This is a genomic window from Nocardia cyriacigeorgica (genome assembly GCF_029868385.1).
Taxonomy (GTDB): Bacteria; Actinomycetota; Actinomycetes; order Mycobacteriales; family Mycobacteriaceae; genus Nocardia; species Nocardia cyriacigeorgica_F.
On the sequence record NZ_JARWNX010000018.1, the window covers coordinates 13,583 to 39,563 of the forward strand.

Consider the following 25,981-nt stretch of genomic DNA (forward strand, 5'->3'; position numbering starts at 1 on the left):
CGATTTCGCCCGGCGCCGGGACGTGATTTCGGTCCGGTCGGTGTGTCATCGGCGGGGCTCGGGGAGTGTGGTTGCGCCGCAGCGCCGTCGGTGGTCGGCGCGTCCAGGTCCACCGTCCTGAACGACGGCGCCGGTGCGCCGGGGGACCAGGCGGGCAGCTCGGCGCCGAGGGCGGTGAGCAGGCGCAGGTGTAGTTCGGTGAGTTCGATATCGTCGGTCGGTGGGAGGGTGATCGGTGCTTGATCGGCCGGGTGCAGGGCGATCCAGCCGTCCTTGGCGTTGATGGCGCCGTGGCCGGACCACCGCACCTCGCCGGTGGCCATGAGTTCGTCCAGCATGGCGGGGGAGTAGTCACGCACCCGCGCGGGCAGTACCAGCGATTCCAGCGCCGAGGCGGGTATCGGTACCCCGGCCAGCTGCTCCACGGCCGCGGCGACTCCGTCGACGCCACGTAGCTCGCCGGTGCCCAGATGCTGCCAGGCGGGCAGAAAACGGCCGAAGGTGGCGGTGGACACCGGCTCCACCTCGTGTCGGGCGGCAGCCAGACTGCGCCTGCGCAACCGGCGGAGCACCTGGGCGTCGCACCATTCGGAACCAGACGCAGTGGGCGTGAATTCGCCTTCCACCACCCGTTTCTCGGCGGCGAGACGATGCAGCGCACCAGCGGCGACCGCGACACCGAGACCGAACCGGGCCGCGACCGCGTCCACCCCGAACGGTCCGTGCGTGCGGGCATAGCGGGCCACCAGATCGCCGAGCGGATCGGCCACCGGCTCGATGAACGCGGCCGGAGTGCCGATGGGCAGCGGTACACCGAGCGCATCCCGTAGCCGAGCCGCGTCCTCGACGGCGGCCCACCAGACGCGACCGGCGAAGGAGACCTCCAGCGCGCGTCTGGTGCGTACCAGCTCGGCGAACCAGGGTGCCGGTTCCTCGCGACAGCGTTCGGCGGCCTCGGCGGCGGTGAGCGGGCCGAGTAGCCGCAGCAGATCGGCCAGACCCTCGATATCGCGCGCCAGGCGTTCCGGTGTGCGCCGCTGCAATTCGCTTTCGGTCTGCTCGATGACGGCCGCGTCGAGCAGTTCCCGCAGCTCCACCCGGCCGAGCAGTTCGGAGAGCAGCCCCGAATCCAGCGATAGTGCCGCCGCTCGTCGTTCGGCCAGCGGACTGTCGCCGTCGTACATGAACTGGCCGATGTAGTCGAACAACAGCGCGTTGGCGAACGGTGACGGTGTCGCCGTCTCCACCTCGATCAGCCGCACCTGCCGCCGTGCCAGCCGCCCGAGGAGATCGGTCAGGGCGGGCAGATCGTAGACATCACGCAGACATTCGCGCACCGTCTCCAGCAGGATCGGGAAGTCCGGGAACTTACGCGCCACGTCCAGCAGTTGCGCCGACCGCTGGCGTTGCTGCCACAGCGGGGCACGTTTGCCGGGATCACGGCGCGGCAACAGCAGGGCGCGCGCGGCGCATTCGCGGAACCGAGAGGCGAACAGCGCGGACCCACCCACCTGTTCGGTGACGATCTCGTCGATCTCATCGGGTTCGAAGGCGAACAGTTCGGCGCCGGGCGGGTCGTCGGTGGTATCCGGCAGCCGCACCACGATGCCGTCATCGGAGGCGTTCGGCGCGACATCCACCCCGAACCGTTCGCGCAACCGCGCACCCACCGCCAGCGCCCACGGCGCGTGCACCGGCAACCCGTAGGGCGAGTGCAGCACCAAACGCCAATCGCCGAGTTCATCGCGGAACCGTTCCACGATCAACGTGCGATCGGTCGGCAGTCGTCCGGTGGCGGCGCGTTGATCATCCAGCAGTGCAACCAGATTGGTGGCGGCGTTCGCATCGAGCCCGGCGGCGTTCAGCAGCTCCGCGATACCGTCGTGCGCGGGATCGTTGTCGGTGCTCTGCCGAGCGGGTGAGCGGGTCTGCTGCCAAGTGCCGGACCGGACCCGGTCGTCGCCCGCTGGAACGCGGCCGGATTCCTGCCCGGCCCTGCGGATGAATTCACCGAGCGCCGCGCCCAATTCGGCCGGGCGGCCGAGGCCGTCGCCGTGCCAGAACGGTAGCCGTCCCGGCTGCCCGAACGCCGGTGTCACCACTACCCGGTCGAAGGTGATCTCCTCGATCCGCCAGCTGGTCGCGCCGAGCGCGAAGACATCGCCGACGCGCGATTCGTAGACCATCTCCTCATCGAGTTCGCCCACTCTGGAGGCCTTTTCGCCCACCATGTACACCGCGAACATGCCGCGGTCGGGAATTGCGCCGCCGGAGGTGACGGCCAGCCGTTGGGCGCCGGGCCTGCCGGTCAGGGTGCCGGCGTCGCGATCCCAGACCACGCGTGGGCGAAGTTCGGCGAATTCGTCCGAGGGGTATCGCCCGGACAGGAGATCGAGCACCGATTCGTAGGCCGAACGCGGCAGCGTCGCATAGCTTCCGGTGCCGCGGACCACCTCGAACCAGGTATCGACATCGACCGGCTCGAGCGCGCATACCGCGACGGTCTGCTGGGCGAGGATATCGAGCGGATGCGCCGGGATCTGGATGGCTTCGATCTGCCCGGTGGTCATGCGCTGTGCCGCGACCGCGCAGTGGATCACATCGGTGCGGTGTTTCGGAAACAACACACCGCGCGAGATCTCGCCGACCTGATGCCCGGCCCTGCCGATGCGTTGCAGTCCGCTCGCCACCGAGGGCGGCGCCTCCACCTGCACCACCAGATCGACCGCACCCATATCGATACCGAGTTCGAGGCTGCTGGTGGCGACCACACAGCGCAGCCGCCCGCTCTTCAGATCGTCCTCGATCAGTGCGCGCTGCTCCTTGCTGACCGAGCCGTGATGGGCGCGGGCCAGCAGCGGCGCGGCGCCGTGGACCACCTCGGTGGACGCGCCGAGCTGCGCGGGCGGCGCGTGTTCGGTGTCGACCGGATCGCCGGTCCGTTCGGCGAACGTCTCGTTCAGACGAGCGGTGAGCCGCTCGGCCAACCTACGCGAATTGGCGAATACGATCGAGGAGCGATGGGCGAGCACCAGATCCACGATGGCCTCGTCCACATGCGGCCAGATCGACCCAGGCTGATCCGATTCACCGGGTTCGGTCATATCCGCGACCGGCACCCGCACCGACAGGTCGAAGGTCTTCGGCGCGGGCGGTGACACGATGGTCAGCGGTGCGTTGCCGACGAGGAAGCGCCCGACCTCCTCGGGCGGACGCACCGTGGCCGACAGCCCGATCCGCTGCACCGGACGTTCGGTGAGCTGATCGAGCCTGGCCAGCGACAAGGCCAGATGCGAGCCGCGCTTGGACCCGGCGATGGCGTGCACCTCGTCCACGATCACCGTTCGCACCGTCCGCAGCGTCTGCCTCGCGGCCGAGGTGAGCATGAGGAACAGCGACTCCGGGGTGGTGATCAGGATGTCGGGCGGGGTGCGCTGCATCGAGCGCCGTTCGCCCGCGGTGGTGTCGCCGGAGCGTACGCCGACGCTGATATGCGGCGGGTCGAGGCCGAGGCGTTTGGCGGTCTGGGTGATGCCGACCAGCGGAGCACGCAGATTGCGTTCCACGTCGACGGCGAGGGCCTTCAACGGCGAGACGTAGAGCACCGTGGTGCCCGGCTCATCCGATTTCGCCCCGGTGGCCAGCTGATCGATCGCCCACAGGAATGCCGAGAGCGTCTTACCCGAGCCGGTCGGCGCGATGACGAGGGTGTGTTCACCGGCCGCGATCGCCCGCCATGCGCCGAGCTGGGCGGCTGTGGGCGCGGGAAATGCGCCGTCGAACCACTCCCGGGTCGCGGTGGAGAACTCGGTCATGAGATCAGTGTGCACCCCGGCACCGACACGAACGCCGCGACCAGCGCCGATACCCGTACCCTTCCCCTGTGCCCGGTGTGCTGAAACTCGATCTGATCGGCCACGGCGTGACCGAGGCCATGCGCCGCGCGCGATTCCCCGATGATGAACCACTCACCGAATCCGGCCGCAACGCGCTCGGGCCGTATCGCCCGCCCGCCGATGCGGCGGTGTTGATCGCCCCCGAGCGCCGCGCCGTGGACACCGCGCGCGAACTCGGCCTGTCGGGCAGCACCGACTCCGCCCTGCGTGATCTCGATGCGGGCAGCTGGCGCGGCCGCGAACTCACCGCGCTCCCGGTGGCCCAAGCGCATGCATGGCTCACCGATCCCGGGTTTCGCGGACACGGCGGGGAATCGGTCAGCGAGGTGATCACCCGGATCGAGGCGTGGCTCGGCACGGTCGCCGCGGGCGGCCGATCCACGGTCGCCGTCACCCACCCGGCGGTGATCCGGGCCGCCCTGCTGGTGGCTCTCGACGCGCCGGCCGCCTCCTTCTGGCGTCTCGATATGGCACCGGGGCAGGCCGTCCGGCTGCACTATCGCGGTGCCTGGACACTGCGTTTGGGTGGCTGAACAGCGCGAACGTCAGCGGTGAGCAGCATGCGGGCGGCGTCGGTGATCAACCGCGCCGACAGGCTAGTGTCTGGAAACATGAGTAACAACAACAGGCCACACCGTCGTGGCTTGGCCATCGGATGCGGTGGCACGCTCGGCGCCGCCTGGATCGTGGCCGCGCTCGACTCCGTACGCGATGCGCTGAACTGGGACCCGCGCACGGCGGACGTCTTGATCGGCACCTCGGCCGGAGCGGAGCTGGTCACCATGCTCGGCAGCGGTATCGGGGTGGACGAGCTGGTGTCGATGCAGCGTGGCACGACCTCGAACCCGATCCTGGCCGCGCATATGCGCGATGAACCCGGTCGATTCCCGCCGCTGCCGCGGTTGCGGTGGAATCCGTCGCGGCTCGCACTGCGCGGCCCGGCTTCCGGGCAACGGCTGCTGACCGCCGGTAGCACGCTGCTACCGGTGGGCGGCGGTGACGCGAGCTGGTTGCAGCGGCTCGCCGACGGCGTCGCGCCCGGCCGGAATTGGGTGTCACATCCGGCGGCCTGGCTGGTGAGCATGGACGCCGCGACCGGCGCGCGCGTTCCCTTCGGCGCTCCCGATGCCCCCGCCGCCACGCTCGGTGAGGCATTGCGCGCCTCCTGGGCGATTCCCGGCTGGTATCCGCCGGTGACGATCGACGGCCGCCGCTTCGTCGACGGCGGCGCCGGTTCCACCGCTTCGGTGGATCTGCTCGCCGGACAGCAGCTCGACGAGGTGATCGTGCTCGCCCCGATGGCCTCGGCCGAACGGGTTCCGGCCGACGGCCCCTGGCATCTGCTCGAACGGCAGTTGCGCGATCGGATGAGCGCTCAGCTCGCCACCGAGATCGCCGCCCTGCGCGCCACCGGCACGCGGGTGCTCATGCTCGGCGCGACCGCCGACGACCTCGCCGTGATGGGCCCCAACTTCATGGACGGCCGTCGCCGCGTGGCCACCTTCGAACACAGCCTGCGCAGCACCCGCTGGGCGCTGGAACATACCGCACTCGTCTGAGTAAACGGTCCGGGAGGCGGTCGCGCCACGCTTCCCTCCGAGCCCTGACCAGGCGCCGATGGACACTCTGAGGAGAACGACAATGGGAATTCTGGGCCACGGATACCCCGGTATCGACCTTTCCGCCGCGACGGTGCTGATCACCGGCGCCGGTCGCGGAATAGGCCAGGCCACCGCGGAACTGTTCGCCGCCAAGGGATCCGATGTGGTGATCGCCGATGTGGACCTGGCCGCGGCCGAAGCGGCGGCCGCCGCGATCGGTGCGCGCGCCTTCGACCTCGATGTGCGTTCGCGGCCGGGCTGGGACGCCGTCGTCGCCGCGATCGGCGCGGTCGACATCCTGGTCAACAATGCGGGAGTGATGCCCGCCGGAGCCTTCCTCGACGAATCCGATGAGGTCGGCCACGCCACCATGGACATCAATGTCTGGGGCCCGATCCACGGTATGCGCGCGGTGGTGCCCGGCATGATCGAACGTGGTCGCGGCCATGTGATCACTGTGGCCTCGCTCGCGGGTAAGGTGCCCGTGGCGGGTCTGGCGGTCTACAACGCGAGCAAGTTCGCCGCGGTCGGTCTCTCCGCCGCCACCCGGCTGGAATTCGCCGAACACGGTGTCAGCGTGAGCGCGGTGCTGCCATCGGCGGTGCGCACCCGTTTGTCCTCGGGCCTCACGCTCGGCCGCGGGATGCCGACGGTGGATCCGTCCGATGTGGCCGAGGCGATCGTGCAGACCTGCCGCACCCGCCGCGCCGAGGTGGCCGTGCCCGGCTACCTGGGCCCGATCGATATCGCGCTGGCCGCGGCGCCGGAACGTGCGGTCCGGCTGGTGCGCGACCTCTTCGACGGCAACCGCGCGCTGCACCCGGCCGATGAGCAGACCAGGGCCGCCTATGAGGCCCAGGTCCGTTCGATCACCTGAGCGCTCAGCCGAATTCGATGCCCTGCGCCAAGGGCAGGTCGTCGGAGTAGTTGACGGTATTGGTGGCGCGGCGCATATAGGCCTTCCAGGAATCGGACCCGGATTCGCGCCCGCCACCGGTCTGTTTCTCGCCACCGAAGGCGCCGCCGATCTCCGCGCCGGAGGTGCCGATATTGACATTGGCGATACCGCAATCGGATCCGTCGGCGGCCAGGAAGCGTTCGGCCTCCCGCTGATCGGTGGTGAACACCGACGACGAAAGCCCCTGCGGCACCGCATTGTGCAGTTCGATCGCGGTATCGAAATCGTGGTAGGTCAGCACGTACAGGATGGGTGCGAAGGTCTCCTCCCGCACCACCGCCGTCTGGGTGGGCATGCGGATGATCGCCGGACGCACGTAGTAGGCGTTATCGCCGAACCCGTCCACTCGTTCACCGCCGCAGATCAATTCGCCACCGTCGGCCAGTGCGCGATCGACCGCTGCTGTCATCCCCGCGTAGGCCCGCCCGTCGATGAGCGGTCCCACCAGCACGCCGGGCTCGAGGGGATTGCCGACGCGCAGTTGCAGATACGCGTTCTCCAACAGCTCCAGCAGCGGGCCCGCCACATCGGCGTGCACGATCAGCCGCCGCAGCGTCGTGCACCGCTGTCCGGCCGTGCCCGCCGCGGCGAAGACGATGCCGCGCGCGGCCAACTCCAGATCCGCCGATTCGGTCACGATGGCCGCGTTGTTGCCGCCCAGCTCCAACAGGCAACGCCCGAGGCGGGCCGCGACCCGCGGCGCGACCGTGCGACCCATCCGCACCGAACCCGTTGCGCTCAGCAAGGCCACCCGTTCGTCGTCGACGAGCCGCTCACCGGCCTGCGCGCCACCCAGGATCAGCTGATGGACCTCCGGATCGGCGCCGACGTCGGCCGCGGCGCGACGCAGCAGCGCATGGCAGGCCAGCCCGGTCAGCGGGGTGGTCTCCGAGGGCTTCCACACCACGGTGTCGCCGCAGACCAGTGCGATCGCGGTATTCCAGGCCCACACCGCGACCGGGAAGTTGAATGCCGAGATCACCCCGACCACGCCCAACGGATGCCAGGTCTCCATCAACCGGTGGCCCGGCCGTTCCGACGGCATCGTCCGCCCGTAGAGCTGACGTGACAACCCGACGGCGAATTCGCAGACGTCGATCATCTCCTGCACTTCGCCGACGGCCTCGGCGCCGATCTTGCCCGCCTCCAGCGAGACCAACTCGCCGAGGAGTTCTTTGTGCGCTTCGAGCAGCACGGCGAGTCTGCGGACCAGCGCGCCCCGCACCGGTGCGGGCACGGTGCGCCAGGTCCGAAACGCGGTGGCGGCGCGGGTGATCGCGGCGTCGACATCGTCGGGGGAGTGGGGGCGCAGGGTGGTCAGCTGTCCGCCGGTGATCGGGGTGCGGGCCACCAGCGTGCCCGGTTCGGGTGGTTCGGCGCCGAGCGCGTCGAGCAGTGCTTCGGCTCGGCCCGGCAGTACGCGGGCCGAGTGTTCACCGACGAGATGGGTCATCTTGGTCCTCCGCTTCGACGTGGGTGACCGGTGGGCACGGCGCTCCGGTCGCGGAATGAACGATCACAAGTTTTCTGCACGGGCCGCGTTGGCTGCGTTAGCCTTCGCTGATGGCGGAAACACCGGCAAAGCCCGTTCTCGACGATATCGATCGGCTGCTGATTCGCGAGTTGATGTCCGACGGCCGGGCGACCCTGTCGAACCTGGCGGAGAAGGCGAGCCTGTCGGTGTCTGCTGTGCAGTCACGGGTGCGCAGGTTGGAGGCGCGTGGCGTGATCCGGGGTTACACCGCGAACGTCGATCCCGAGGCGCTCGGGCATCTGCTGTCGGCATTCGTCGCGATCACTCCTCTCGACCCGTCCCAACCCGATGACGCGCCCGCATTGTTGCAGCAGGTCCCCGGAATCGAGGCGTGCCACTCGGTGGCGGGCGATGAGAGTTATGTGCTGCTGGTGCGGGTGGCCTCGCCGCGCCATCTGGAGCAGTTGCTGCAAGAGATTCGGGCGACCGCCAATGTCCGCACACGAAGCACCATCATCTTGCAGACATTCTACGACAAGTAGGTCTTGACCGGAGTTTATCCGTTTCGTTGTAGAGATTTCGCTAAATTTTTCGTACCCTGCGGATGTGACCATCGAACTGGAGCGCACCCGCTCGGATGGTGACGAGGTATCGGTCACCACCGCTCACCGGGTCCACGAGATCTTGTCGGCGAGCATCCTCGCCGATGGCTTCGAGCTGGTTCTGGACCTGCGACATTCGCAGGGCCGCCATCTCGTCGACGAACGCGACGGCAGCAGCTATCTGGACATGTTCGGCTTCTTCGCCTCCAATGCGCTCGGGATGAACCATCCGGCGCTCGCGGGCGACCAGACGTTCGTCGCCGAACTCGCCGCCGCCGCCCTCAACAAGCCCAGCAACTCCGATATCTACACCGTCGCCATGGCCCGCTTCGTACAGACCTTCGTGCGGGTGCTCGGCGATCCCCGGCTCCCGCATCTGTTCTTCATCGATGGCGGCGGCCTCGCGGTGGAGAACGCGCTCAAGGTGGCTTTCGACTGGAAGAGCAGGCATAACGAAAGCCACGGCCGATCACCGCGACTCGGCACCCAGGTGATGCATCTGACCGGAGCCTTCCACGGCCGCACGGGCTACACGCTGTCGCTGACCAACACCGATCCCACCAAAACCGCGCGGTTCCCGGCGTTCGACTGGCCGCGCATCGACACGCCATACCTGGGCGGGGACCGCGATATCGCGGACGCGGAACGGCACGCGCTCGACCGGGCTGCTCTCGCCTTCGCCGAGAACCCGCACGATATCGCCTGTTTCATCGCCGAACCCATCCAGGGCGAGGGCGGCGACCGGCACCTGCGCCCCGAGTTCCTGCTCGCCATGCAGCGGCTGTGCCACGACAACGACGCCCTGTTCGTCCTCGACGAAGTGCAGACCGGGGTCGGCATGACCGGAACCACCTGGGCCTACCAGCAATTGGGTCTGGCGCCGGACGTGGTGGCGTTCGGTAAGAAGACCCAGGTCTGCGGTGTGATGGCCGGTGGCCGGGTCGACGAGGTGCCCGATAACGTGTTCGCGGTCAGCTCCCGGCTGAATTCCACCTGGGGTGGCAATCTCGCCGATATGGTGCGTACCCGCCGGATCCTCGAGGTGATCGAACGTGACGGCCTGATCGAACGCTCTCGGCAACTCGGCGTCCATCTGCTCGACCGGCTCACCGACCTGGCGGATCGGCATCCGACCGTCACCGAGCCACGCGGACGCGGACTCATGTGCGCGATCGACCTGCCCGACACCCGATTCCGTGACGATGTGCTGATCCGGCTGCGCGAACGCGAACATGTGCTCATCCTCGGCACCGGTGCACGCGGCATCCGGTTCCGCCCGCCGCTGACGGTCACCGCCGAGGAACTCGACGCCGCGGTGGCGGCACTGGACCGAGTGCTCACCGATCCCGACTGAGCGGTCCCCGGCCCGACTCGGACTCACACCCCGCTCGGCGCGGACAGCTGCGCTATCGCCTGGCTATCCCTATGCTTCGCAGCCATGTCCTCCCGTCAGCAGCACAATCCATCGCCGGTATCCGGTGTGCGCGGTCGGTGTTCGGCGGCTGCGGCACCGGCGACCAGGGCCCGCATACACCGGATCGAGCGCGGCGTGCGGCGCCGCCGGGTATCACTCGTCGCTTCGATCGCGATGGTCGCCGCCGTCGCCGGTTGTTCCACCACGAGCGAGGCGGGCTCGGTCCAGCACACCGGAGGTGATGCCAGCGCGACCACCTCCGCGCCGCCCCCGCATCTGCGCGATCTGCTTCCCGGTATGCCGCCACCACTGTCGGACACCGACGTGTACGCGGCCAACCGAGAACTCGATCCATCGGTCGCCGGCCATCGGGCGCTGGTGTACGTCCCCAACAGCGAATCCGATACCGTCACCGTGATCGACCAGGCCACGTTCCAGGTGGTCGACACCTTCCCCTCGGGCGGACAGGAGCCCCAGCACGTCGTCCCGTCCTACGATATGCAGACCTTGTATGCCACCAACGATCTGCCGATCGGCGGCGGTAGCCTGCTGCCGATCGACCCGCGTACCGGCACACCGGGGACGCCGATTCCGGTGCGCGATCCGTACAACATGTATTACACCCCGGACGGTGAGTACGCCCTCGTCGTCGCCGAGGCGGACAAGTCCCTCGACTTCTACGATCCGAAGACCTGGCAGAAGGTGCACGGCGTTCCGGTACCCGACTGCGCGGGCGTCGACCATATGGACTTCACAGCCGACGGCCGGTTCGCGCTGGCCAGCTGTGAATTCATCGGCCGGATGCTGGTTTTCGACATCGCCGAACGCAAGCCGATCAGGACCATCGACCTGCCCGGCGGCCGCTCCGGCAAACCGCAGGACGTGAAGCTCTCACCGGACGGCACCCAGTTCTTCGTCGCCGATATGGTCGCCGACGGTATGTATGTCTTCGACGCTCTCACCTTCGAGAACACCGGTTTCGTGCCCACCGGCAAGGGTGCGCACGGGCTCTACATCACCCGCGACTCGAAACAGATGATCATCACCAACCGACACGAGGGCAGCATCTCGGTCTGGGATTTCGCCGAGGACGAGCTGGTGCACAAGTGGTTCCTGCCAGGCGGCGGCAGCCCCGATATGGGCAATATCTCCGCTGACGGCCGCGTCTTCTGGGTCTCGGGTCGCCACCACGGTGAGGTGTACGCCATCGACATCATCGACTGGAAGCTGTTGGCCCGCATCCCCGTCGGCAAGGGCGCGCACGGGCTCACGGTATGGCCGCAGCCGGGGCGCTATTCCACCGGGCATACCGGCGTGATGCGCTGAGCCTTCGTGCCGCGCGGTGCGACGTCCGTGGGTCCGGCCTTCGGCGGAGCGAGGTCGGGCTCAGCCCACCGGCCTCGGGTTCAATCCGAGTGCGCCCTCGGTGAATCGGCGGACCGCCGTCAGACCGGCATCGAGGGCTTCGCCGTAGCCCGGTCGGGACCAGCCGGTGATATCGGCCGAATCGTCCTCGGCGGGCGTCACCACGATCTCGGCGACCATTTCGGCAGTGGTGGGTTCGCAGACCGCCCAGGAGAATTCCGTCTCCGCCGCCCAACCCGCCGTGCGCCGGTCGACATGATCGGGATCGGTGATGCCGCCCGCCGCGAGCGCGGGGCGGTCATCGATACGTTCGTCGGCGCGCAGCGCGCGCAGGTACCACGAGCCCGCATTGATCTCGATCGGTTCCATCAGCTCTTTTCCGTGTCGTTTCCCGAACAGCAGCGCGCCCGTCAGCGGGATCGCCAGAAACCACAACCAGCCGCCCGCGGTGACGTCAGCCACGTCATTCAGATTAGCGCCGCCCGGCCCCATGGCAGCCGGGCGGTGAGCCACGACCGGAGCCGGTCAGTGCCGATCGCGCTGCGTCACGGTCTCGGCCAGCGCGATATGTGCCGCCTGCCGCCCGATCTCGAGCGCCCGCGCCAGCAGATCGGTATCGCGGGCCGCGCTGTCGACGGTGGGTGAGCCCGCGGGCGGGTGGATTTGCAGGACGGCCGCACCCAGACCGGTCAGCACGCGGTCCTCCACCGATTGCTGGTGCGGACGCTCCAGCCAGGCACGGTAGGCGCCGGGCGCGCGCATCCGCAGATAGGCGCCACCGACGACGGAATGGATACGCGAGGCGGGTGGGCGTTGCTCGTCGACCCGCCGGGTGCGCAGCACCAACGCATGGGTGGCGCCCGAACGCAGCGCGGTGCGAATCGGCACCGTCTCGGCCAATCCGCCGTCCAGGTAGTACGCATCGCCGAGCGCCACCGGCGGCCCCGCCAGAATCGGCAGCCCCGCCGAAGCACGCAGCGCGGTCATCAACGTGCGCTTGTCCACGATATGGCGGCCCAGATCCACCGCGAGCCCGGTGCGGACATCGGTGGCCACCGGATGGAAGGTGGTGGAGTTGGCCAGGATCGCCGGAAAATCCATCGGCTCGATGCCGTCGTAGACCTGATGCACCAGATACCGCAGATCGAACGCCGGACGGCCACGCAGCAACCGAGCCGGATCGATGGCGCGGCGCATGATCACCGGATCGGTCCACGACCGCATACCCGGCTCGGCCCGCCCACAGAGCAGCCACGCACCGTTGATGGCGCCCGCCGAGGTGCCGTAGACAGCGTCGAACACCGAAGAAAGCCCGAGTTGCTCCAGCCCGTGCACCATGCCGCTGGAATACACCCCACGGCTGCCGCCACCCTCCACGACGAGCACCAGCCGGTGTCCGTCGGCGCGGCTAGCGGATTCGACGCGGGCACGAATGACCTCCGCGACGGCGGGTTTGGAGCTGGTCACCCGACCACGATACTGGGTTCATTGGCCGCTGGCGCGGCGTGTTCGCGGCCCCTGGTGTCTCGGGTTTGCGCTCCCGCTGCTTGCCTTCGGTTTGCGCAGCGGGAGCGGAAACGCGAGACGGGCCGCGAACGGGGCTCCTCGAGGTCGCCCCTCCGGGGTCTACGGGTGGGTGGATTTCGTGCGTTGAGTGGGTCCGGTGGAAGTCGAGGCGCCTTCGAGTGGGCGGTGGAGTTCTGCCGTTCGGTATCTCCGGGAGGGTTGGTTTCGTGCGTGCCTTCGTGTAGCAGTCGCAGAAATGGCGAACGGGCTCCGCGAGGTCGTCCTCGTGGAGCCCGTTCGGGAGGGTCTTACTTGATCTCGGCGAGGACGGTGCCCTGGGTGATGGCGGCACCGGCTTCCACGGCGAGGCCGGTGACCACACCGGACTTGTGCGCGTTGACGGGGTTTTCCATCTTCATGGCCTCGAGCACCACGATCAGGTCGCCCGCCTCGACGGTCTGGCCTTCTTCGACCGCGACCTTGACGACGGTGCCCTGCATCGGTGCGGTGACCGAATCGCCCGACGCCGCGCCGCCGCCCGCGCCGCCACGCTTGCGCGCCTTCGGCTTCTTGCGGATCACACCGGCGCCGTTACCGCCCGCGCCCGCCGCACCCGCACCGACGGTGAAGTTGCCGGGCAGCGACACCTCGACGCGACGGCCGCCGACCTCGACGACCACCTTCTGCCGCGGGCCGTCCTCGTCCTCATCGAGCGGGGCGCCGCCGGTGTAGGGCTCGACGGTGTTGTTCCACTCGTTTTCGATCCACTTGGTGTAGACGTCGAACTTCTCGCCGTCACCGATGAACGCTGGGTCCTCGACGATCGCGCGATGGAACGGGATGACGGTGGCGAGGCCCTCGACGTGGAACTCGGCCAGCGCGCGCCGCGCCCGCTCCAGCGCCTGGGTGCGGTTCTCGCCGGTGACGATCAGCTTGGCCAGCATCGAGTCGAACTGGCCGCCGATCACACTGCCCTGCACGACGCCGGAGTCCACACGCACGCCGGGGCCGGTGGGCTCGGAGTAGACGGTGACCGGGCCGGGGGCGGGCAGGAAGCCGCGACCGGCGTCCTCACCGTTGATCCGGAACTCGAACGAATGCCCGCGTGGGGTCGGATCCTCGGTGATCGTCAGCTCTTCGCCGTTGGCGATGCGGAACTGCTGGCGCACCAGATCGATACCGGCGGTCTCCTCGGTGACCGGGTGCTCGACCTGGAGACGGGTGTTGACCTCGAGGAACGACACGGTGTCGCCCTGCACCAGGTACTCGACGGTGCCTGCGCCGTAGTAACCGGCTTCCTTGCAGATGGCCTTGGCCGAGGCGTGGATGCGCGCGCGCTGATCGTCGGTGAGGAACGGCGCGGGCGCCTCCTCGACCAGCTTCTGGAACCGGCGCTGGAGCGAGCAGTCACGAGTGCCGGCGACCACGACATTGCCGTGCTTATCGGCGATGACCTGTGCCTCGACGTGGCGGGCCTTGTCCAGGTACTGCTCGACGAAGCATTCACCGCGACCGAAGGCGGCCACGGCCTCGCGGGTGGCCGATTCGAACAGCTCGGGGATCTCTTCGATGGTGTGGGCGACCTTCATGCCGCGGCCACCGCCACCGAAGGCGGCCTTGATGGCCACCGGGACGCCGTATTTCTTCGCGAATTCGACGACCTCGTCGGCGTTCTTGACCGGGTCCTTGGTGCCTGCGGCCATCGGCGCCTTCGCGCGCTCGGCGATATGGCGGGCGGTGACCTTGTCGCCGAGGTCGCGGATGGACTGCGGCGACGGGCCGATCCAGATCAGCCCGGCATCGAGCACGGCCTGGGCGAAGTCGGCGTTCTCGGAGAGGAATCCGTAACCGGGGTGGATGGCGTCGGCGCCGGACTTGGCGGCGGCGTCGAGGATCTTGTCGAACACCAGGTACGACTCGGCCGAGGTCTGGCCGCCGAGGGCGAAGGCCTCATCGGCGAGCTTGACGAACGGGGCATCGGCATCGGGTTCGGCGTACACCGCGACGCTCCCGATACCGGCATCCTTGGCCGCCCGGATCACGCGCACGGCGATCTCGCCTCGGTTAGCTACGAGTACCTTCGTGATCTGCGCGCTGGCATGGCTGGGCACTGAGCCTCCTGTGCAATCTCTGTAGTCGGCCCCTGGTCGACAACTTTTCGTCTGGGGCGAGTGTAGGCAGTCTGCCAATAGACGCCGAACTCGGATAGTCCTACCGAAGAGTAGGTCGTGGATCACACCCGCCGTGCAGCGGGCCTGTTCTACCTGGTGCGAGCCCGTCGACCGGTTCCGGCGGGGGCGGTTCCCGGCTCGGTTCCGCGAGCGATCGGCATGCGCACCGAGTTACCCCATTCGGTCCAGGAACCGTCGTAATTACGCACCGATGCGAACCCGAGCAGATACTTCAGCACGAACCAGGTGTGGCTGGAGCGTTCGCCGACCCTGCTGTACACGACCAGCGCGTTTTCGGCGGCCAGATCGCCGTACAGCTCGTCGAGTTCGGTGCGGGAACGGAAGCGGCCATCGGAGTTGAACGCCTCGGTCCACGGGATGTTCACCGCGGTCGGGATATGCCCGCCGCGCAGGGCGAGGTCCTCGGGGATCGACAGCGCCTCCCCGCTGTACTCCTCCGGTGACCGCACGTCGACCAGCGGTTTGCCGAGGTGGCCGAGCACTTCCGAACGGAAGGCCCGGTCGGTGCCGTCATCGCGGCGCACGGCCGGATATTCGCTGCGTCCGATGCGCGGCGGGTCGAAGGTGGTATCGCGTTCCTCGCCGATCCATGCCTCGCGGCCGCCGTCGAGCAGCCGGACGTCCTCGTGGCCGAACAGGGTGAGCACCCACAGTGTGTGCGCGGCCTGCGCATTACCGCGGTCGCCGTAGACCACCACCGTGTCGTCGCGGTCGATGCCCTTGGCGCGCATGAGTTCGGTGAACCGGGCGCCGTCGATGTAATCGCGGGTGACCGGGTCGTCGAGATCACCGCGCCAATCGATCTTGATGGCGCTGGGGACATGCCCGATGTCGTAGAGCAGGATATCTTCGTTCGACTCGAGGATCTTCAGTCCGGGAGCGCCGATGTTTGCCGACAGCCATTCCGTGGTTACTAGTCGTTGTGGGTGTGCGTAGGCACCGAATGCGGGATTGGGGTCCGGGGCAACGGGCACGTCGAGGATCCTTCACGCGTGGTGGGCGGCGGTAGGGCGGTTTCGAGTCGCACAGTGCATGCTATGTGTGACCCGAAGATGAATCTCGCTTCAGATCACGAATCGGCTGAATGGGCGAATAAGTCGCACGAGCATCCGATAAAGTCTCCCGGGAGGAGGGGTGAGCTATGTCCGATTCATGGCCGCGGCGGCGACTGCTCGCGATCCTACGTGGCGCCAGCGAGCCTCTCGACGCCCAGGAGTTGGCCAAGATCACCGGACAGCACGTCACCACCGTCCGTTTTCACCTCGATGTTCTCACCCGTGAGTCCCTCGTTCGCCAGTTCCAGCAGCCCCCACGCGGCCGCGGACGCCCGCGGATCGGCTACCGCGCCGTGCAGCGAACGGTCGGTTATCAGGAATTGGCCCAGGTGCTCGCCGATCAGCTCGGTCCCGACGCACGCCGCCGCGCCGAAGCGGCGGTGGCGGCGGGCCGCGCCTGGGGCGCACGGCTCGATGTGGTCGAGCAGCCCGCCGAATCGCTGGCCGATGCCAAAGATCTGGCCATGTCGCTGATGTCGGAACTCGGCTTCGCACCCGAACGAGATCCCGCTGGCGACACCGACGAGAAGGTCACCATCCGGCTGACCGCCTGCCCACTGCGCGAACTGGCCCGCACCCACGCCGAGGTCGTATGCGGCGTCCATCAGGGGCTGGTGCAGGAAGTCTTGGATCGTAACGGCGCGCGTGAGCGGGTCGAGGTCACCATCGACCCGTTCGTGGAGGCCGAGGTGTGCGAGCTGCGGCTGGCGTTGGTCGCCGTCGGGCGTGCACGCTACGACGAGAGCCCGCGCACGCCGCCTGCCTCAGTGGTCGGACGGCTCACGCCACAGGTCCGCGACACCGACCCCGACATCGCCGAGCAGCCTGCGCAGCAGCGGTAATCCGATACCGATCACGCTCGACGGATCACCGTCGATGCGGTCGACGAACCAGCCGCCGAGACCGTCGAGGGTGAACGCGCCCGCGACGTGCAGGGGTTCACCGGTGGCGATATAGGCGTCGAGCGCCTCGGGTTCGGGTTTGGCGAAATGAATCGTGGTGGAACTACAGTCCACCGCCTCGGCCGTCACGACCCCGTCGAGCAGCCGCAGCACACAGTGCCCGGTGATGAGATCGGCGCTGCGTCCGGCCATCGCGTTCCAGCGCGCCCGTGCCACCTCGGGTGTGTGCGGTTTGCCTTGCAGCATGCCGTCGATCAACAGCATGGAATCACAGCCGACCACTACACAGTCGGCCGCGAACTCGGGAACGGTACCGGCGACCATGGCCGCCTTGGCCTTGGCCAGTTCGACCACGACACCCTGCGGCGTGGTGTCGGGCGGCAGCGCTGCGGCCACGGCGTCTTCGTCCACATCGGAGACCCGCACGATGGGGTCGATTCCCGCCGATCGCAGCACCGTGCGCCGGGCCGGGGACGCCGATGCGAGGACCAGTTCGGTCACGGTGGATCCCCTCCCGGCACCGATGGATCAGCGCAGATGAGACAGCTGCGGGAACGCGTACGGCGAGAAGGGCGAGGTACCACGGTGCATCATGGTGGGCTTGCCCCAGAAATCGCTCGGTCCCTGCGGACCTGCTGCCGCACCGCTGCTCGCCGCCGCGGTCAGCACAGTCACCAATGCCGCGATCTCCTCATCGGTGGGCGCGCCCTTCTCGATGACGAGGAAGGGCTTGTCGCCGGTGACCGCGGCCAGGGCAGCGTCGACGTCGACGTCGGCGGCGACCACCGCGGTGTCCTCGGCGAGCGAGTCGACAGCGAGGTCGAGTTCGGCGGCGGTCAACACATCTTCATCTGCCACAATCGTCACGGTGCCAGATCCTCTCTCTCACCTCGGCCAGACGGGGGTGGTGTCGGGCCGAGAGACGCAATCATCGTCGGATTCACTCATTGCATCAATGCAACCAGTGTGCGCGGCTCAACGAGGGTATCGCTGATTCACAGCGGAATGTTGCCGTGTTTCTTCGGTGGCAGGGTCACCATCTTGCGTTCGAGCAGTCGCAGCGCGGACACGATCTGTCCGCGGGTGTGCGACGGCGGGATGACCGCGTCGACATAACCGCGCTCGGCGGCGACGTACGGGTTCACCAAGGTGTCCTCGTACTCGTTCTGGAGTTCGAGCCGCAGCGCATCCACGTCGGCGCCCTCTTTGGCGGCCTCGGCCAGCTGTTTGCGGTAGACGAATCCGACGGCGCCCGATGCGCCCATGACGGCGATCTGCGCGGTCGGCCAGGCGAGGTTCACATCGGCGCCCATGTGCTTGGAACCCATGACGTCGTAGGCACCGCCGTAGGCCTTACGAGTGATGATCGTGATTTTGCCCACAGTGGCCTCGCCGTAGGCGTAGAGCAGCTTCGCGCCGCGTCGGATGATGCCGTTGTATTCCTGTCCGGTGCCGGGCAGGAAGCCGGGGACATCGACCAGCGTGATGATCGGAATATTGAACGCGTCGCAGGTGCGCACGAAGCGTGCGGCCTTCTCCGAGGCGTCGATATCGAGGCAGCCCGCGAACTGGGTCGGCTGGTTGGCGACGATGCCGACGCTGCGGCCGTCGATCCGGCCGTAACCGATGATGATGTTCATCGCGCGCTCGGCCTGCACCTCGAGGAATTCGTCGTCGTCGAGCAGGCGACGGATGACCTCGTGCATATCGTAGGGCTGGTTCGGCGAATCCGGGATCAGGGTGTCCAGCTCACGGTCCTCATCGGTGAGCGAGTCCTCGATGGCGCCGTCGATCGGATCGGTGGCCGGGAAGCGCGGCGCCTCGGCGCGGTTGTTGCTCGGCAGGTAGGACAGCAGATCCTTGACGTAGTCGAGGGCGTCCTGCTCGCCGGAGGCAACGTAATGCGCGACGCCGGACTTGGTCATATGGGTGTGCGCGCCACCCAGCTCCTCCATGGTGACTTCCTCACCGGTGACCGTCTTGATGACGTCCGGGCCGGTGACGAACATCTGGCTGGTCTGATCGACCATCACCACGAAGTCGGTCAGCGCGGGGGAGTACACATGCCCACCGGCGGCGGGGCCCATGATCAGCGAGATCTGCGGGATCACGCCGGAGGCCTGGATATTGCGGTGGAAGATCTCGCCGTAGAGGCCGAGCGAGACCACGCCCTCCTGGATGCGGGCGCCCGCGCCCTCGTTGATGCCGATCAGCGGACGGCCGGTCTTGATCGCCAGGTCCATGACCTTCACGATCTTCTCGCCGTAGACCTCGCCGAGGCTGCCGCCGAAGACGGTGACGTCCTGGCTGAAGATGCACACGTCGCGGCCGTCGATGGTGCCGTAGCCGGTGACCACGCCATCGCCGAGCGGGCGGTTGTTCTCCAGCCCGAAGTTCACGCTGCGGTGCCGCGCCAGGGCGTCCAGTTCGACGAAGGAACCCTCGTCGAGCAGGGCGAGGATGCGTTCGCGGGCGGTCATCTTGCCCTTGGCGTGGACCTTGTCGACCGCCGCCTCACCCATCGGGTGCTGCGCTTCTTCGAGCCGATTCCGCAGGTCAGCCAGCTTGCCGGCGGTGGTGTGGATATCTGGGGCACCCGCCGGACCCGGCGAAGGCTGCTGCTGGACACTCGTCATGGGTCGGAGTGTAACCAGTACCAATCCCGTCGGGGAAGCCAGGAAGGGCTACCGGTCAGTAAAAACCGCAGGTGGGCAGGGGTCGGCACGAATAATCGGCTTCTTTTCGCCATACGTCCGCAATACGCTGTGAGCGTTGGTTTTTCGAAGCGGCGAGTAGCCTGCCCGTATGCAGAGGCCAGCGTTGGATATCGCGCAGTTGCGGAGCAGTCTCACCGAGGTTGCCGAGCTGTCGTTCTACACCGGCGTCGAGGTGGTGGAGTCCACCGGATCCACCAATGCGGACCTGATCGCGCGGGCCGCCGCCGATCCCGGCATCGACCGGATCGCACTGTTGGCCGAAGCGCAGGAACAAGGACGTGGCAGGCATGCGCGGGTGTGGGTGAGCCCGCCGCGCGCGCAGATCTCGTTGTCGGTACTCGTGCGGTTGCACGGCATCGATCCGAACGCGCTCGGCTGGCTAACCCTGTTGACGGGGGTGGCCGTGGTGGACGCCCTGCGATCGACCGCCTCGGTGCCCGCGGCGCTCAAATGGCCCAATGACGTCCTGATCGAGGGCCGCAAGGTCGCGGGCATCCTCGCGGAGGTGGCCGAGAGCGGTGCGAACCCGGCGGTGGTGGTCGGCGTCGGGCTGAATGTGAGCCTCACCGAGGACGAACTGCCGGTGCCGCACGCGACCTCGTTGACGCTGTCGGGCGCCGCGATCACCGACCGCACCGCACTCGTGCGGTCGATGCTCACCGAATTCGCTCGTCGGCTCACCGCCTGGCGAGATGCGGGCTGGGCCGTCGACGAACTCGCCGCCGATTACCGCACGCGATGCGCGACGCTCGGCGCCCGGGTGCGGGCCGATCTGCCCGGCGGGCAGGCCCTGACGGGGATCGCCACCGATATCGATGCGGCGGGCCGGTTGCTCATCGGTGATCAGGCGGTGTCGGCGGGTGACGTCACCCACCTGCGCGCCGAGTAGACGAGCGGGCGCGAACGCCGTTTCTCGAGGTAGCCGCTCGCCCGTGGGATACGGTCGAGTTCGTCTCGGAATTCTTCGATGCAGCGCTGAAACTGTTGCGGCCGAAGAGCTTCCACGATCGTAGGAGTGCGAGGGTCGCTGGGTCGCGGCGCCGTTGCGGATCGGGGGCGCACGTCCCAGTGCCGTTGGGGGACAGCGCCGTATCCGATCTCTCTCGGCCCACCTGCCGGTTCGTGACGTTGCGCGCCGGTCATTTCGGCATTCCGGGCGGTAGGGTTCGGCACATGGGTTATCCGGAGGACGTCCTGGCGCCCGACGAAGAGCTGATTCTGCATCGTCATCCGCACTGGAAGATGCTGTTCTGGCCGATCGTGACGCTGATCGCCGCCACCGCGCTTGCCGGTTTCGCCGGTGGTCTGGCCTGGCGCAACACCGAATCGCCCGGCCGGTCGATCCTGTTGCTGGTGATCTTGCTGCTGTGGCTGTTCATCATCGTGTGGCGTTGTGTCGTACCGCTGATCAGCTGGAAGTCGACGCATTTCATCATCACCCAGCGTCGGGTGCTGGTCCGCCAGGGCGTGATCACCCACACCGGCATCGATATCCCGATGAGCCGCATCTCCAGTGTCCAGTTCCGGCACGGACTGTTCGATCGTCTGCTCGGCACCGGCACCCTGATCATCGGATCCTCCTCGGAGGAACCGCTCGAATACGACGACATCCCCGGCGTCCAGCAGGTGCATGCGCTGCTGTACCACCAGGTGTTCGAGGTCGAGCGTGGCCATCGCGACGATCTGCCCGGTTACCGGTGAGCTGCGCGTCGGTGTTCGCGCGGATCCGTAATCTTGCTCTATGACCGCTGTACTGCTGGCCGAGGACGATGAGGCCATCGCCGCGCCGCTCTCGCGCGCACTGGGCCGGGAAGGCTATTCGGTCACCGTCGAACGGTTCGGTCCCGCGGTGCTGCGCCGGGCGCTCGAGGGCAACCATGATCTGCTGATCCTCGATCTCGGGCTACCGGGTATGGACGGGCTCGAGGTGTGCCGGCAGGTGCGGGCGCGTGGGGCCGATCTCGCGGTGTTGATGCTGACCGCCCGTACCGACGAGGTCGACTTCGTGGTCGGGCTCGACGCGGGCGCCGACGATTACGTCGGCAAACCGTTCCGGCTGGCCGAACTGCTCGCCCGCGTGCGAGCCCTGCTGCGGCGCAGCGGAATCGGCGACGACACCGTCGAAGTCGGTGGGATCAGACTGGAGCCCGCGGCGCGGCGGGTGCTGGTCAACGGTGTCGAAGTGGGTCTGGCCAACAAGGAGTACGAGCTGCTCAAGGTCCTGATCGACCGGGCCGGGCAGGTGGTCTCGCGCGAGACCATCCTGCGTGAGGTCTGGGGCGATGCCGAACTACGCGGCTCCAAGACGCTCGATATGCACATGTCCTGGCTGCGGCGCAAGATCGGCGACGAGGGCCCGATGGCCGAACGGCGCATCGTCACCGTGCGCGGTGTCGGATTCCGGCTGAACACCGACTGACGTGCGGCGCCGGATTCTGCGGTCGATGCTGACCGTACTCATGCTCACCACCGTGGCCCTCGGTGTGCCGCTGACCTACACCGCCTGGCTGTGGGTCGAAGACATCACCAGAAACGATTTGCAGAGCAGACTCGAGCGGATAGCGGTGGAGGTGATCGCCCAGGAGCGCGATGACGGTCGGGTGCACGACGGGCTCGATCTGCGTACCGTGCGCCCCCTGGTGCCCGATAACGGCCGACTCACCATCGTGTATCCGGCGCCGCACGACAATGCCTCACAGGTCGATATCGGGGCCGAACGGGTCGTCGATCCGCTGCTGGAATCGCTGTCCATGGGGGCGTCGGGATCGTTGCGGCTGGAGGTGCCGTCGGCGCCGATGCATGCCAGACAGCGTCAGGCCGTGGCCGTGGTCGGACTGGCTGTGCTGGCATCCCTTGCCGCGGCGGTGACGGTGGCGGTGGTGACCACCCGCCGGGTCGCCGATCCGTTGCGCGATGTCGCGGCGCGCGCGGCCCGGCTGGCGATGGGCGATTTCCGGCCCGATCCGCGCAGACACGGCATCGCCGAACTGGATCGGGTCTCCGATGTGCTCGATTCGGCGACGGTCGAGATCGCCGGACGCCTGCAACGTGAGCACGCCCTGGTCGCCGATGTCTCCCATCAGCTGCGCAGCAGGCTGACCGCGGTACGGCTGCGGTTGGACGAACTGTCGGCGCATCGCGACCCGGATGTGGTGCACGAGGCCGAGGAGGCGATGGCGCAGGTCGACCGGCTGACCGAAGCGATCGACGATCTGGTGCGCGCATCGCGCGATGAGGACGCCACTGAACGCGATCCGGTGCCGGTCATGGACGAACTGCGCGGGATCGTCACCGAATGGACCCACCCGTTCACCGAGGCCGGGCGCAACCTACAACTGATCGGCGATGAGGAACTGCGCGCGCCGATCACCGGTTCCCGGTTGCGGGAGGCGGTCGCGGTGCTGATCGACAATGCCCTGATGCACGGCGGTGGCACCTGCACGGTGTCGGTGCGCACGGTGCGGCCGGGCCGGGATCGGGAGCCGCTGGTGTGTGTGGAGATCGCCGATGAGGGCGACGGCGTCAGCGATGAGTTGGCCCCGCATATCTTCGATCGGGGTTTCTCCGGCGCCGGATCGACCGGGGTGGGGCTGGCGCTGGCGCGGGCGTTGATCGAGGCCGACGGTGGGCGGCTGGAATTGCAGCGGCGCAGGCCCGCGTTGTTCGCGGTGTTCCTCGGCGCGCCGACGACGGCGCGTCAGGCCAACGGTGTGGTGGGGGAGCCGCGATAGCAGCCCTCGACCGGATCAGCTGTGGCCGAGCCGACGTTCCTCTTCGACGAGTTCCTCGAACTCTTCCATGATCTGTTCCATCTCATCGGGGAAGACCCAGCGGCGCATGGCCCAGAAACGGAACGCCATCTGGAGCAGGTTGCCGATGATGAACGCGCTGACGAAGTCGGCGATGTTCTCGACCAGGAAGCTCACATCGGGCTGACGCAGGTGGAAGACATAACTGGACACCCACAGCGGTACGAAGCTGAGCACCACACCGACACCGCTGACGGCGAAGAACAGCGCCGCCTCGTGATGGCGTTCCCGGCCGCCACGGTTCTTGAACGACCATTCGCGGTTGAGAATGTAGGAACAGATCACCGCGATCACACCGGAGATGATCTTCGCGGTGACCGGCTTCGGTTCCAGAACGGTCCACTTCAGCAGGTAGAAAATTCCGCTGTCGATGATGAACGTGGTCGCGCCGACGATGGCGAACTTGATCAGTTCGCGGTGGCGATACGCGATATCCTGCGCAGGCTTGGGAAGGACGCGGACCACGTCGTCGACGAATGACACAAGGCCCGAGTGTACCGGTAGCGGTCATTCGCAGCGGACATGACAGTATTGACCGACGTGAGCGCACGTTCCTTCGATCCTTCGGCGATGCCGACCGTCACCATGATCGGCGGTGGCCAGCTGGCGCGCATGACGCATCAGGCCGCCATCGCACTCGGCCAGCGCCTTCGGGTGCTCGCCGAACAACCCGGCGACCCGGCCGCGCAGGTCAGCCCCGATGTCGTCCTCGGTAGTCACACCGATCTGGCCGCGCTGCGGGCCGCCGCCGTCGGCTCGCACGCGCTGACCTTCGATCATGAGCATGTGCCGACCGAGCATCTGGAGACGCTGGTCGCCGAGGGCGTGAATGTCCAGCCGCCGCCGTCGGCGCTGCTGTACGCACAGGACAAGCTGGCCATGCGGACGAAACTGTCGAGCATGGGGTTGCCGGTGCCCGCGTTCGTCGAGGTGTCCGAACCGGCCGACTCGCTGAAGTTCGGCGCCGAACAGGGCTGGCCCATCGTCATCAAGGCGGTGCGCGGCGGCTACGACGGGCGCGGTGTGTGGATGCCGGAGGACGCCGAGGAGGCCGAGCAGATCGTCACCGATCAGCTCGCCCGCGGGGTGCGATTGCTGGCCGAGGCGCGGGTCGACCTGGCCCGTGAGCTGTCGGCGATGGTGGCGCGTTCGCCGTTCGGGCAGGCAGCCACCTGGCCGGTGGTGGAGACCGTGCAGCGTAAGGGGCAGTGCGCGGTGGTGATCGCGCCCGCGCCGGGGCTGTCGGAGCAGGTGGCCGCGGAGGCCGAGACCATGGCGCTCGCACTGGCCAATGAACTCGGTGTGGTCGGCGCCATGGCGGTGGAACTGTTCGAGACCCACGACGGCGCCTTGCTGATCAACGAGCTGGCGATGCGTCCGCACAATTCCGGGCATTGGGGGATGGACGGCGCCCGCACCGGACAGTTCGAACAGCATCTGCGCGCGGTGCTCGACTATCCGCTCGGCGATACCAGCCCGTTGGCGCCGGTGACCGTGATGGCGAACATTCTCGGCGCCCCCGAGGCTCCGACCATGTCGATGGATGAGCGCCTGCATCACCTGTTCGCCCGGATGCCGGATGCGAAGGTGCATCTGTACGGCAAGGGGGAACGCCAGGACCGCAAGATCGGGCATGTGAACGTGCTCGGCGAGGATGTGGCCGCGGTGCGGGAGAAGGCCGAGCGTGCGGCACATTGGATGTCGCATGCCGTATGGACCGATGGATGGGATCCGCATGAGTGAGCAGCAGGAATCCGGCGATCGTTTCGCGGGTCCGGCGGTCGGCCTGATCATGGGCAGCGATTCGGACTGGCCGACGATGGAGGCCGCCGCCGAGGCGCTGGCCGAATTCGGGATCCGCTTCGAGGTCGGCGTGGTGTCGGCGCACCGCACACCGCAGCGCATGCTCGACTACGCCCGTGACGCTGCCGGGCGCGGTATCAAGGTCATCATCGCCGGTGCGGGCGGCGCCGCCCATCTGCCCGGCATGGTCGCCTCCGCGACACCGCTGCCCGTCATCGGTGTGCCGGTCCCGCTGAAATACCTCGACGGGATGGACTCGCTGCTGTCCATCGTCCAGATGCCCGCCGGTGTCCCGGTGGCCACCGTCTCCATCGGCGGAGCCCGCAACGCGGGTCTGCTCGCCGCTCGTATCCTCGCCACCAACGACTCGGCGCTGCTGGCCCGGATGCAGCAGTTCCAGGCCGGGCTCGAGCAGATGGTGCTCGACAAAGACGAAGCCCTGCGACAGCGTCTGCTCGGCTGAACGCTGCTCGCTCGCGACTTCGATCCGCTCGGACAGGGGCTTTCGCTGGTGAACAGCGGGCTGTGGAACACGGCGATGTTCCCGTTCCGGCCATCGGGCGGCCGTAGGTGATCGGTGAGCGAGGCTGCCAGCGCCTCGGGTCCTGTTCGCTCCAGCGGGATTGCCAGTCACGGGAAACGCACCGACGCCGCATTAGGGTCCAGGCGGAATCGTCGCCGGAATCA

The 25,981-nt window shown here is 67.8% G+C and carries 22 protein-coding genes and 1 pseudogene; 13 read left to right on the top strand and 10 right to left on the bottom strand.

Annotated features, from left to right (window positions below):
- Positions 1–179 precede the first annotated feature (179 nt).
- A pseudogene (locus QH168_RS01205) lies at positions 180–3,815 on the bottom strand (ATP-dependent helicase); the annotation flags it as partial.
- A gap of 68 nt (positions 3,816–3,883) precedes the next feature.
- On the opposite strand from QH168_RS01205, the gene QH168_RS01210 reads away from it, so the two are divergent.
- From QH168_RS01210 to QH168_RS01220, 3 genes are all read left to right on the top strand, one after another.
- Entirely contained in the window at positions 3,884–4,429 is a 546-nt protein-coding gene (locus QH168_RS01210; RefSeq protein ID WP_280232486.1) for a histidine phosphatase family protein, read from the top strand.
- Between the two features lie 78 nt (positions 4,430–4,507).
- Positions 4,508–5,455: a patatin-like phospholipase family protein gene (locus tag QH168_RS01215; RefSeq protein WP_280232487.1), complete on the top strand. Its 948-nt coding sequence runs from the start codon at positions 4,508–4,510 to the stop codon at positions 5,453–5,455.
- A gap of 82 nt (positions 5,456–5,537) precedes the next feature.
- Entirely contained in the window at positions 5,538–6,374 is an 837-nt protein-coding gene (locus QH168_RS01220) for an SDR family oxidoreductase (RefSeq protein ID WP_280232488.1), read from the top strand.
- 4 nt (positions 6,375–6,378) lie between these two features.
- Here QH168_RS01220 and amaB read toward each other — a convergent pair whose 3' ends face one another.
- The gene (amaB, locus tag QH168_RS01225; RefSeq protein WP_280232489.1) at positions 6,379–7,908 is read right to left on the bottom strand and encodes an L-piperidine-6-carboxylate dehydrogenase; all 1,530 of its coding nucleotides are present in this window, start codon (positions 7,906–7,908) and stop codon (positions 6,379–6,381) included.
- A 110-nt stretch (positions 7,909–8,018) separates the two neighbouring features.
- Here amaB and QH168_RS01230 point away from each other — a divergent pair, with 110 nt between their 5' ends.
- The 3 genes from QH168_RS01230 (at position 8,019) to QH168_RS01240 (ending at position 11,271) form a co-directional block, all read left to right on the top strand.
- Positions 8,019–8,471, top strand: a complete 453-nt coding sequence (locus QH168_RS01230) for an Lrp/AsnC family transcriptional regulator (protein ID WP_280232490.1) — start codon at positions 8,019–8,021, stop codon at positions 8,469–8,471.
- A gap of 64 nt (positions 8,472–8,535) precedes the next feature.
- Entirely contained in the window at positions 8,536–9,885 is a 1,350-nt protein-coding gene (gene lat, locus QH168_RS01235) for an L-lysine 6-transaminase (RefSeq protein WP_432421009.1), read from the top strand.
- Between the two features lie 84 nt (positions 9,886–9,969).
- A complete protein-coding gene (locus tag QH168_RS01240; protein ID WP_280232491.1) occupies positions 9,970–11,271 on the top strand; it encodes a hypothetical protein in 1,302 nt (433 codons plus the stop codon).
- Between the two features lie 60 nt (positions 11,272–11,331).
- Here the strand turns inward: QH168_RS01240 and QH168_RS01245 are convergent, their stop codons facing one another.
- The 4 genes from QH168_RS01245 to QH168_RS01260 form a co-directional block, all read right to left on the bottom strand.
- The gene (locus tag QH168_RS01245; RefSeq protein WP_280232555.1) at positions 11,332–11,679 is read right to left on the bottom strand and encodes a hypothetical protein; all 348 of its coding nucleotides are present in this window, start codon (positions 11,677–11,679) and stop codon (positions 11,332–11,334) included.
- Between the two features lie 156 nt (positions 11,680–11,835).
- The gene (locus QH168_RS01250; RefSeq protein WP_280232492.1) at positions 11,836–12,777 is read right to left on the bottom strand and encodes a patatin-like phospholipase family protein; all 942 of its coding nucleotides are present in this window, start codon (positions 12,775–12,777) and stop codon (positions 11,836–11,838) included.
- 347 nt (positions 12,778–13,124) lie between these two features.
- A complete protein-coding gene (locus QH168_RS01255; protein ID WP_280232493.1) occupies positions 13,125–14,927 on the bottom strand; it encodes an acetyl/propionyl/methylcrotonyl-CoA carboxylase subunit alpha in 1,803 nt (600 codons plus the stop codon).
- A 149-nt stretch (positions 14,928–15,076) separates the two neighbouring features.
- Positions 15,077–15,982 (bottom strand): sulfurtransferase, encoded by a 906-nt coding sequence (locus QH168_RS01260; RefSeq protein ID WP_280232494.1) that lies wholly within the window; start codon positions 15,980–15,982, stop codon positions 15,077–15,079.
- A 167-nt stretch (positions 15,983–16,149) separates the two neighbouring features.
- On the opposite strand from QH168_RS01260, the gene QH168_RS01265 reads away from it, so the two are divergent.
- Positions 16,150–16,905, top strand: a complete 756-nt coding sequence (locus QH168_RS01265) for a helix-turn-helix transcriptional regulator (protein ID WP_280232495.1) — start codon at positions 16,150–16,152, stop codon at positions 16,903–16,905.
- Here QH168_RS01265 and QH168_RS01270 read toward each other — a convergent pair.
- The 3 genes from QH168_RS01270 to QH168_RS01280 all read right to left on the bottom strand — a co-directional run bounded on the left by QH168_RS01270 (position 16,828) and on the right by QH168_RS01280 (position 19,601).
- Positions 16,828–17,466 carry a nucleoside triphosphate pyrophosphatase gene (locus tag QH168_RS01270; RefSeq protein ID WP_280232496.1) on the bottom strand — a complete coding sequence of 213 codons (639 nt, stop codon included), beginning with the start codon at positions 17,464–17,466 and terminating at the stop codon, positions 16,828–16,830. The genes QH168_RS01265 and QH168_RS01270 overlap by 78 nt on opposite strands.
- Before the next feature lie 27 nt (positions 17,467–17,493).
- The gene (locus QH168_RS01275) at positions 17,494–17,832 is read right to left on the bottom strand and encodes an acyl-CoA carboxylase subunit epsilon (RefSeq protein ID WP_280232497.1); all 339 of its coding nucleotides are present in this window, start codon (positions 17,830–17,832) and stop codon (positions 17,494–17,496) included.
- A gap of 128 nt (positions 17,833–17,960) precedes the next feature.
- On the bottom strand, positions 17,961–19,601 hold the full coding sequence (locus QH168_RS01280; protein ID WP_280232498.1) for an acyl-CoA carboxylase subunit beta: 1,641 nt from the start codon (positions 19,599–19,601) through the stop codon (positions 17,961–17,963).
- Between the two features lie 169 nt (positions 19,602–19,770).
- On the opposite strand from QH168_RS01280, the gene QH168_RS01285 reads away from it, so the two are divergent.
- The 4 genes from QH168_RS01285 (at position 19,771) to QH168_RS01300 (ending at position 23,413) form a co-directional block, all read left to right on the top strand.
- Positions 19,771–20,571: a biotin--[acetyl-CoA-carboxylase] ligase gene (locus tag QH168_RS01285; RefSeq protein ID WP_280232499.1), complete on the top strand. Its 801-nt coding sequence runs from the start codon at positions 19,771–19,773 to the stop codon at positions 20,569–20,571.
- A 284-nt stretch (positions 20,572–20,855) separates the two neighbouring features.
- A complete protein-coding gene (locus QH168_RS01290; protein ID WP_280232500.1) occupies positions 20,856–21,383 on the top strand; it encodes a PH domain-containing protein in 528 nt (175 codons plus the stop codon).
- Positions 21,384–21,423: 40 nt separating this feature from the next.
- On the top strand, positions 21,424–22,101 hold the full coding sequence (locus QH168_RS01295) for a response regulator transcription factor (protein ID WP_036533618.1): 678 nt from the start codon (positions 21,424–21,426) through the stop codon (positions 22,099–22,101).
- Position 22,102: 1 nt separating this feature from the next.
- Complete coding sequence (locus tag QH168_RS01300; RefSeq protein ID WP_280232501.1) at positions 22,103–23,413, top strand: ATP-binding protein; 1,311 nt, start codon at positions 22,103–22,105, stop codon at positions 23,411–23,413.
- A 15-nt stretch (positions 23,414–23,428) separates the two neighbouring features.
- Here QH168_RS01300 and QH168_RS01305 read toward each other — a convergent pair whose 3' ends face one another.
- Entirely contained in the window at positions 23,429–23,974 is a 546-nt protein-coding gene (locus QH168_RS01305; protein WP_280232502.1) for a GtrA family protein, read from the bottom strand.
- A gap of 39 nt (positions 23,975–24,013) precedes the next feature.
- On the opposite strand from QH168_RS01305, the gene QH168_RS01310 reads away from it, so the two are divergent.
- Positions 24,014–25,234 (top strand): 5-(carboxyamino)imidazole ribonucleotide synthase, encoded by a 1,221-nt coding sequence (locus QH168_RS01310; protein ID WP_280232503.1) that lies wholly within the window; start codon positions 24,014–24,016, stop codon positions 25,232–25,234.
- Positions 25,227–25,757: a 5-(carboxyamino)imidazole ribonucleotide mutase gene (gene purE, locus QH168_RS01315; protein ID WP_280232504.1), complete on the top strand. Its 531-nt coding sequence runs from the start codon at positions 25,227–25,229 to the stop codon at positions 25,755–25,757. Before QH168_RS01310 ends, purE begins: the two co-directional genes overlap by 8 nt.
- Positions 25,758–25,981: the final 224 nt, after the last annotated feature.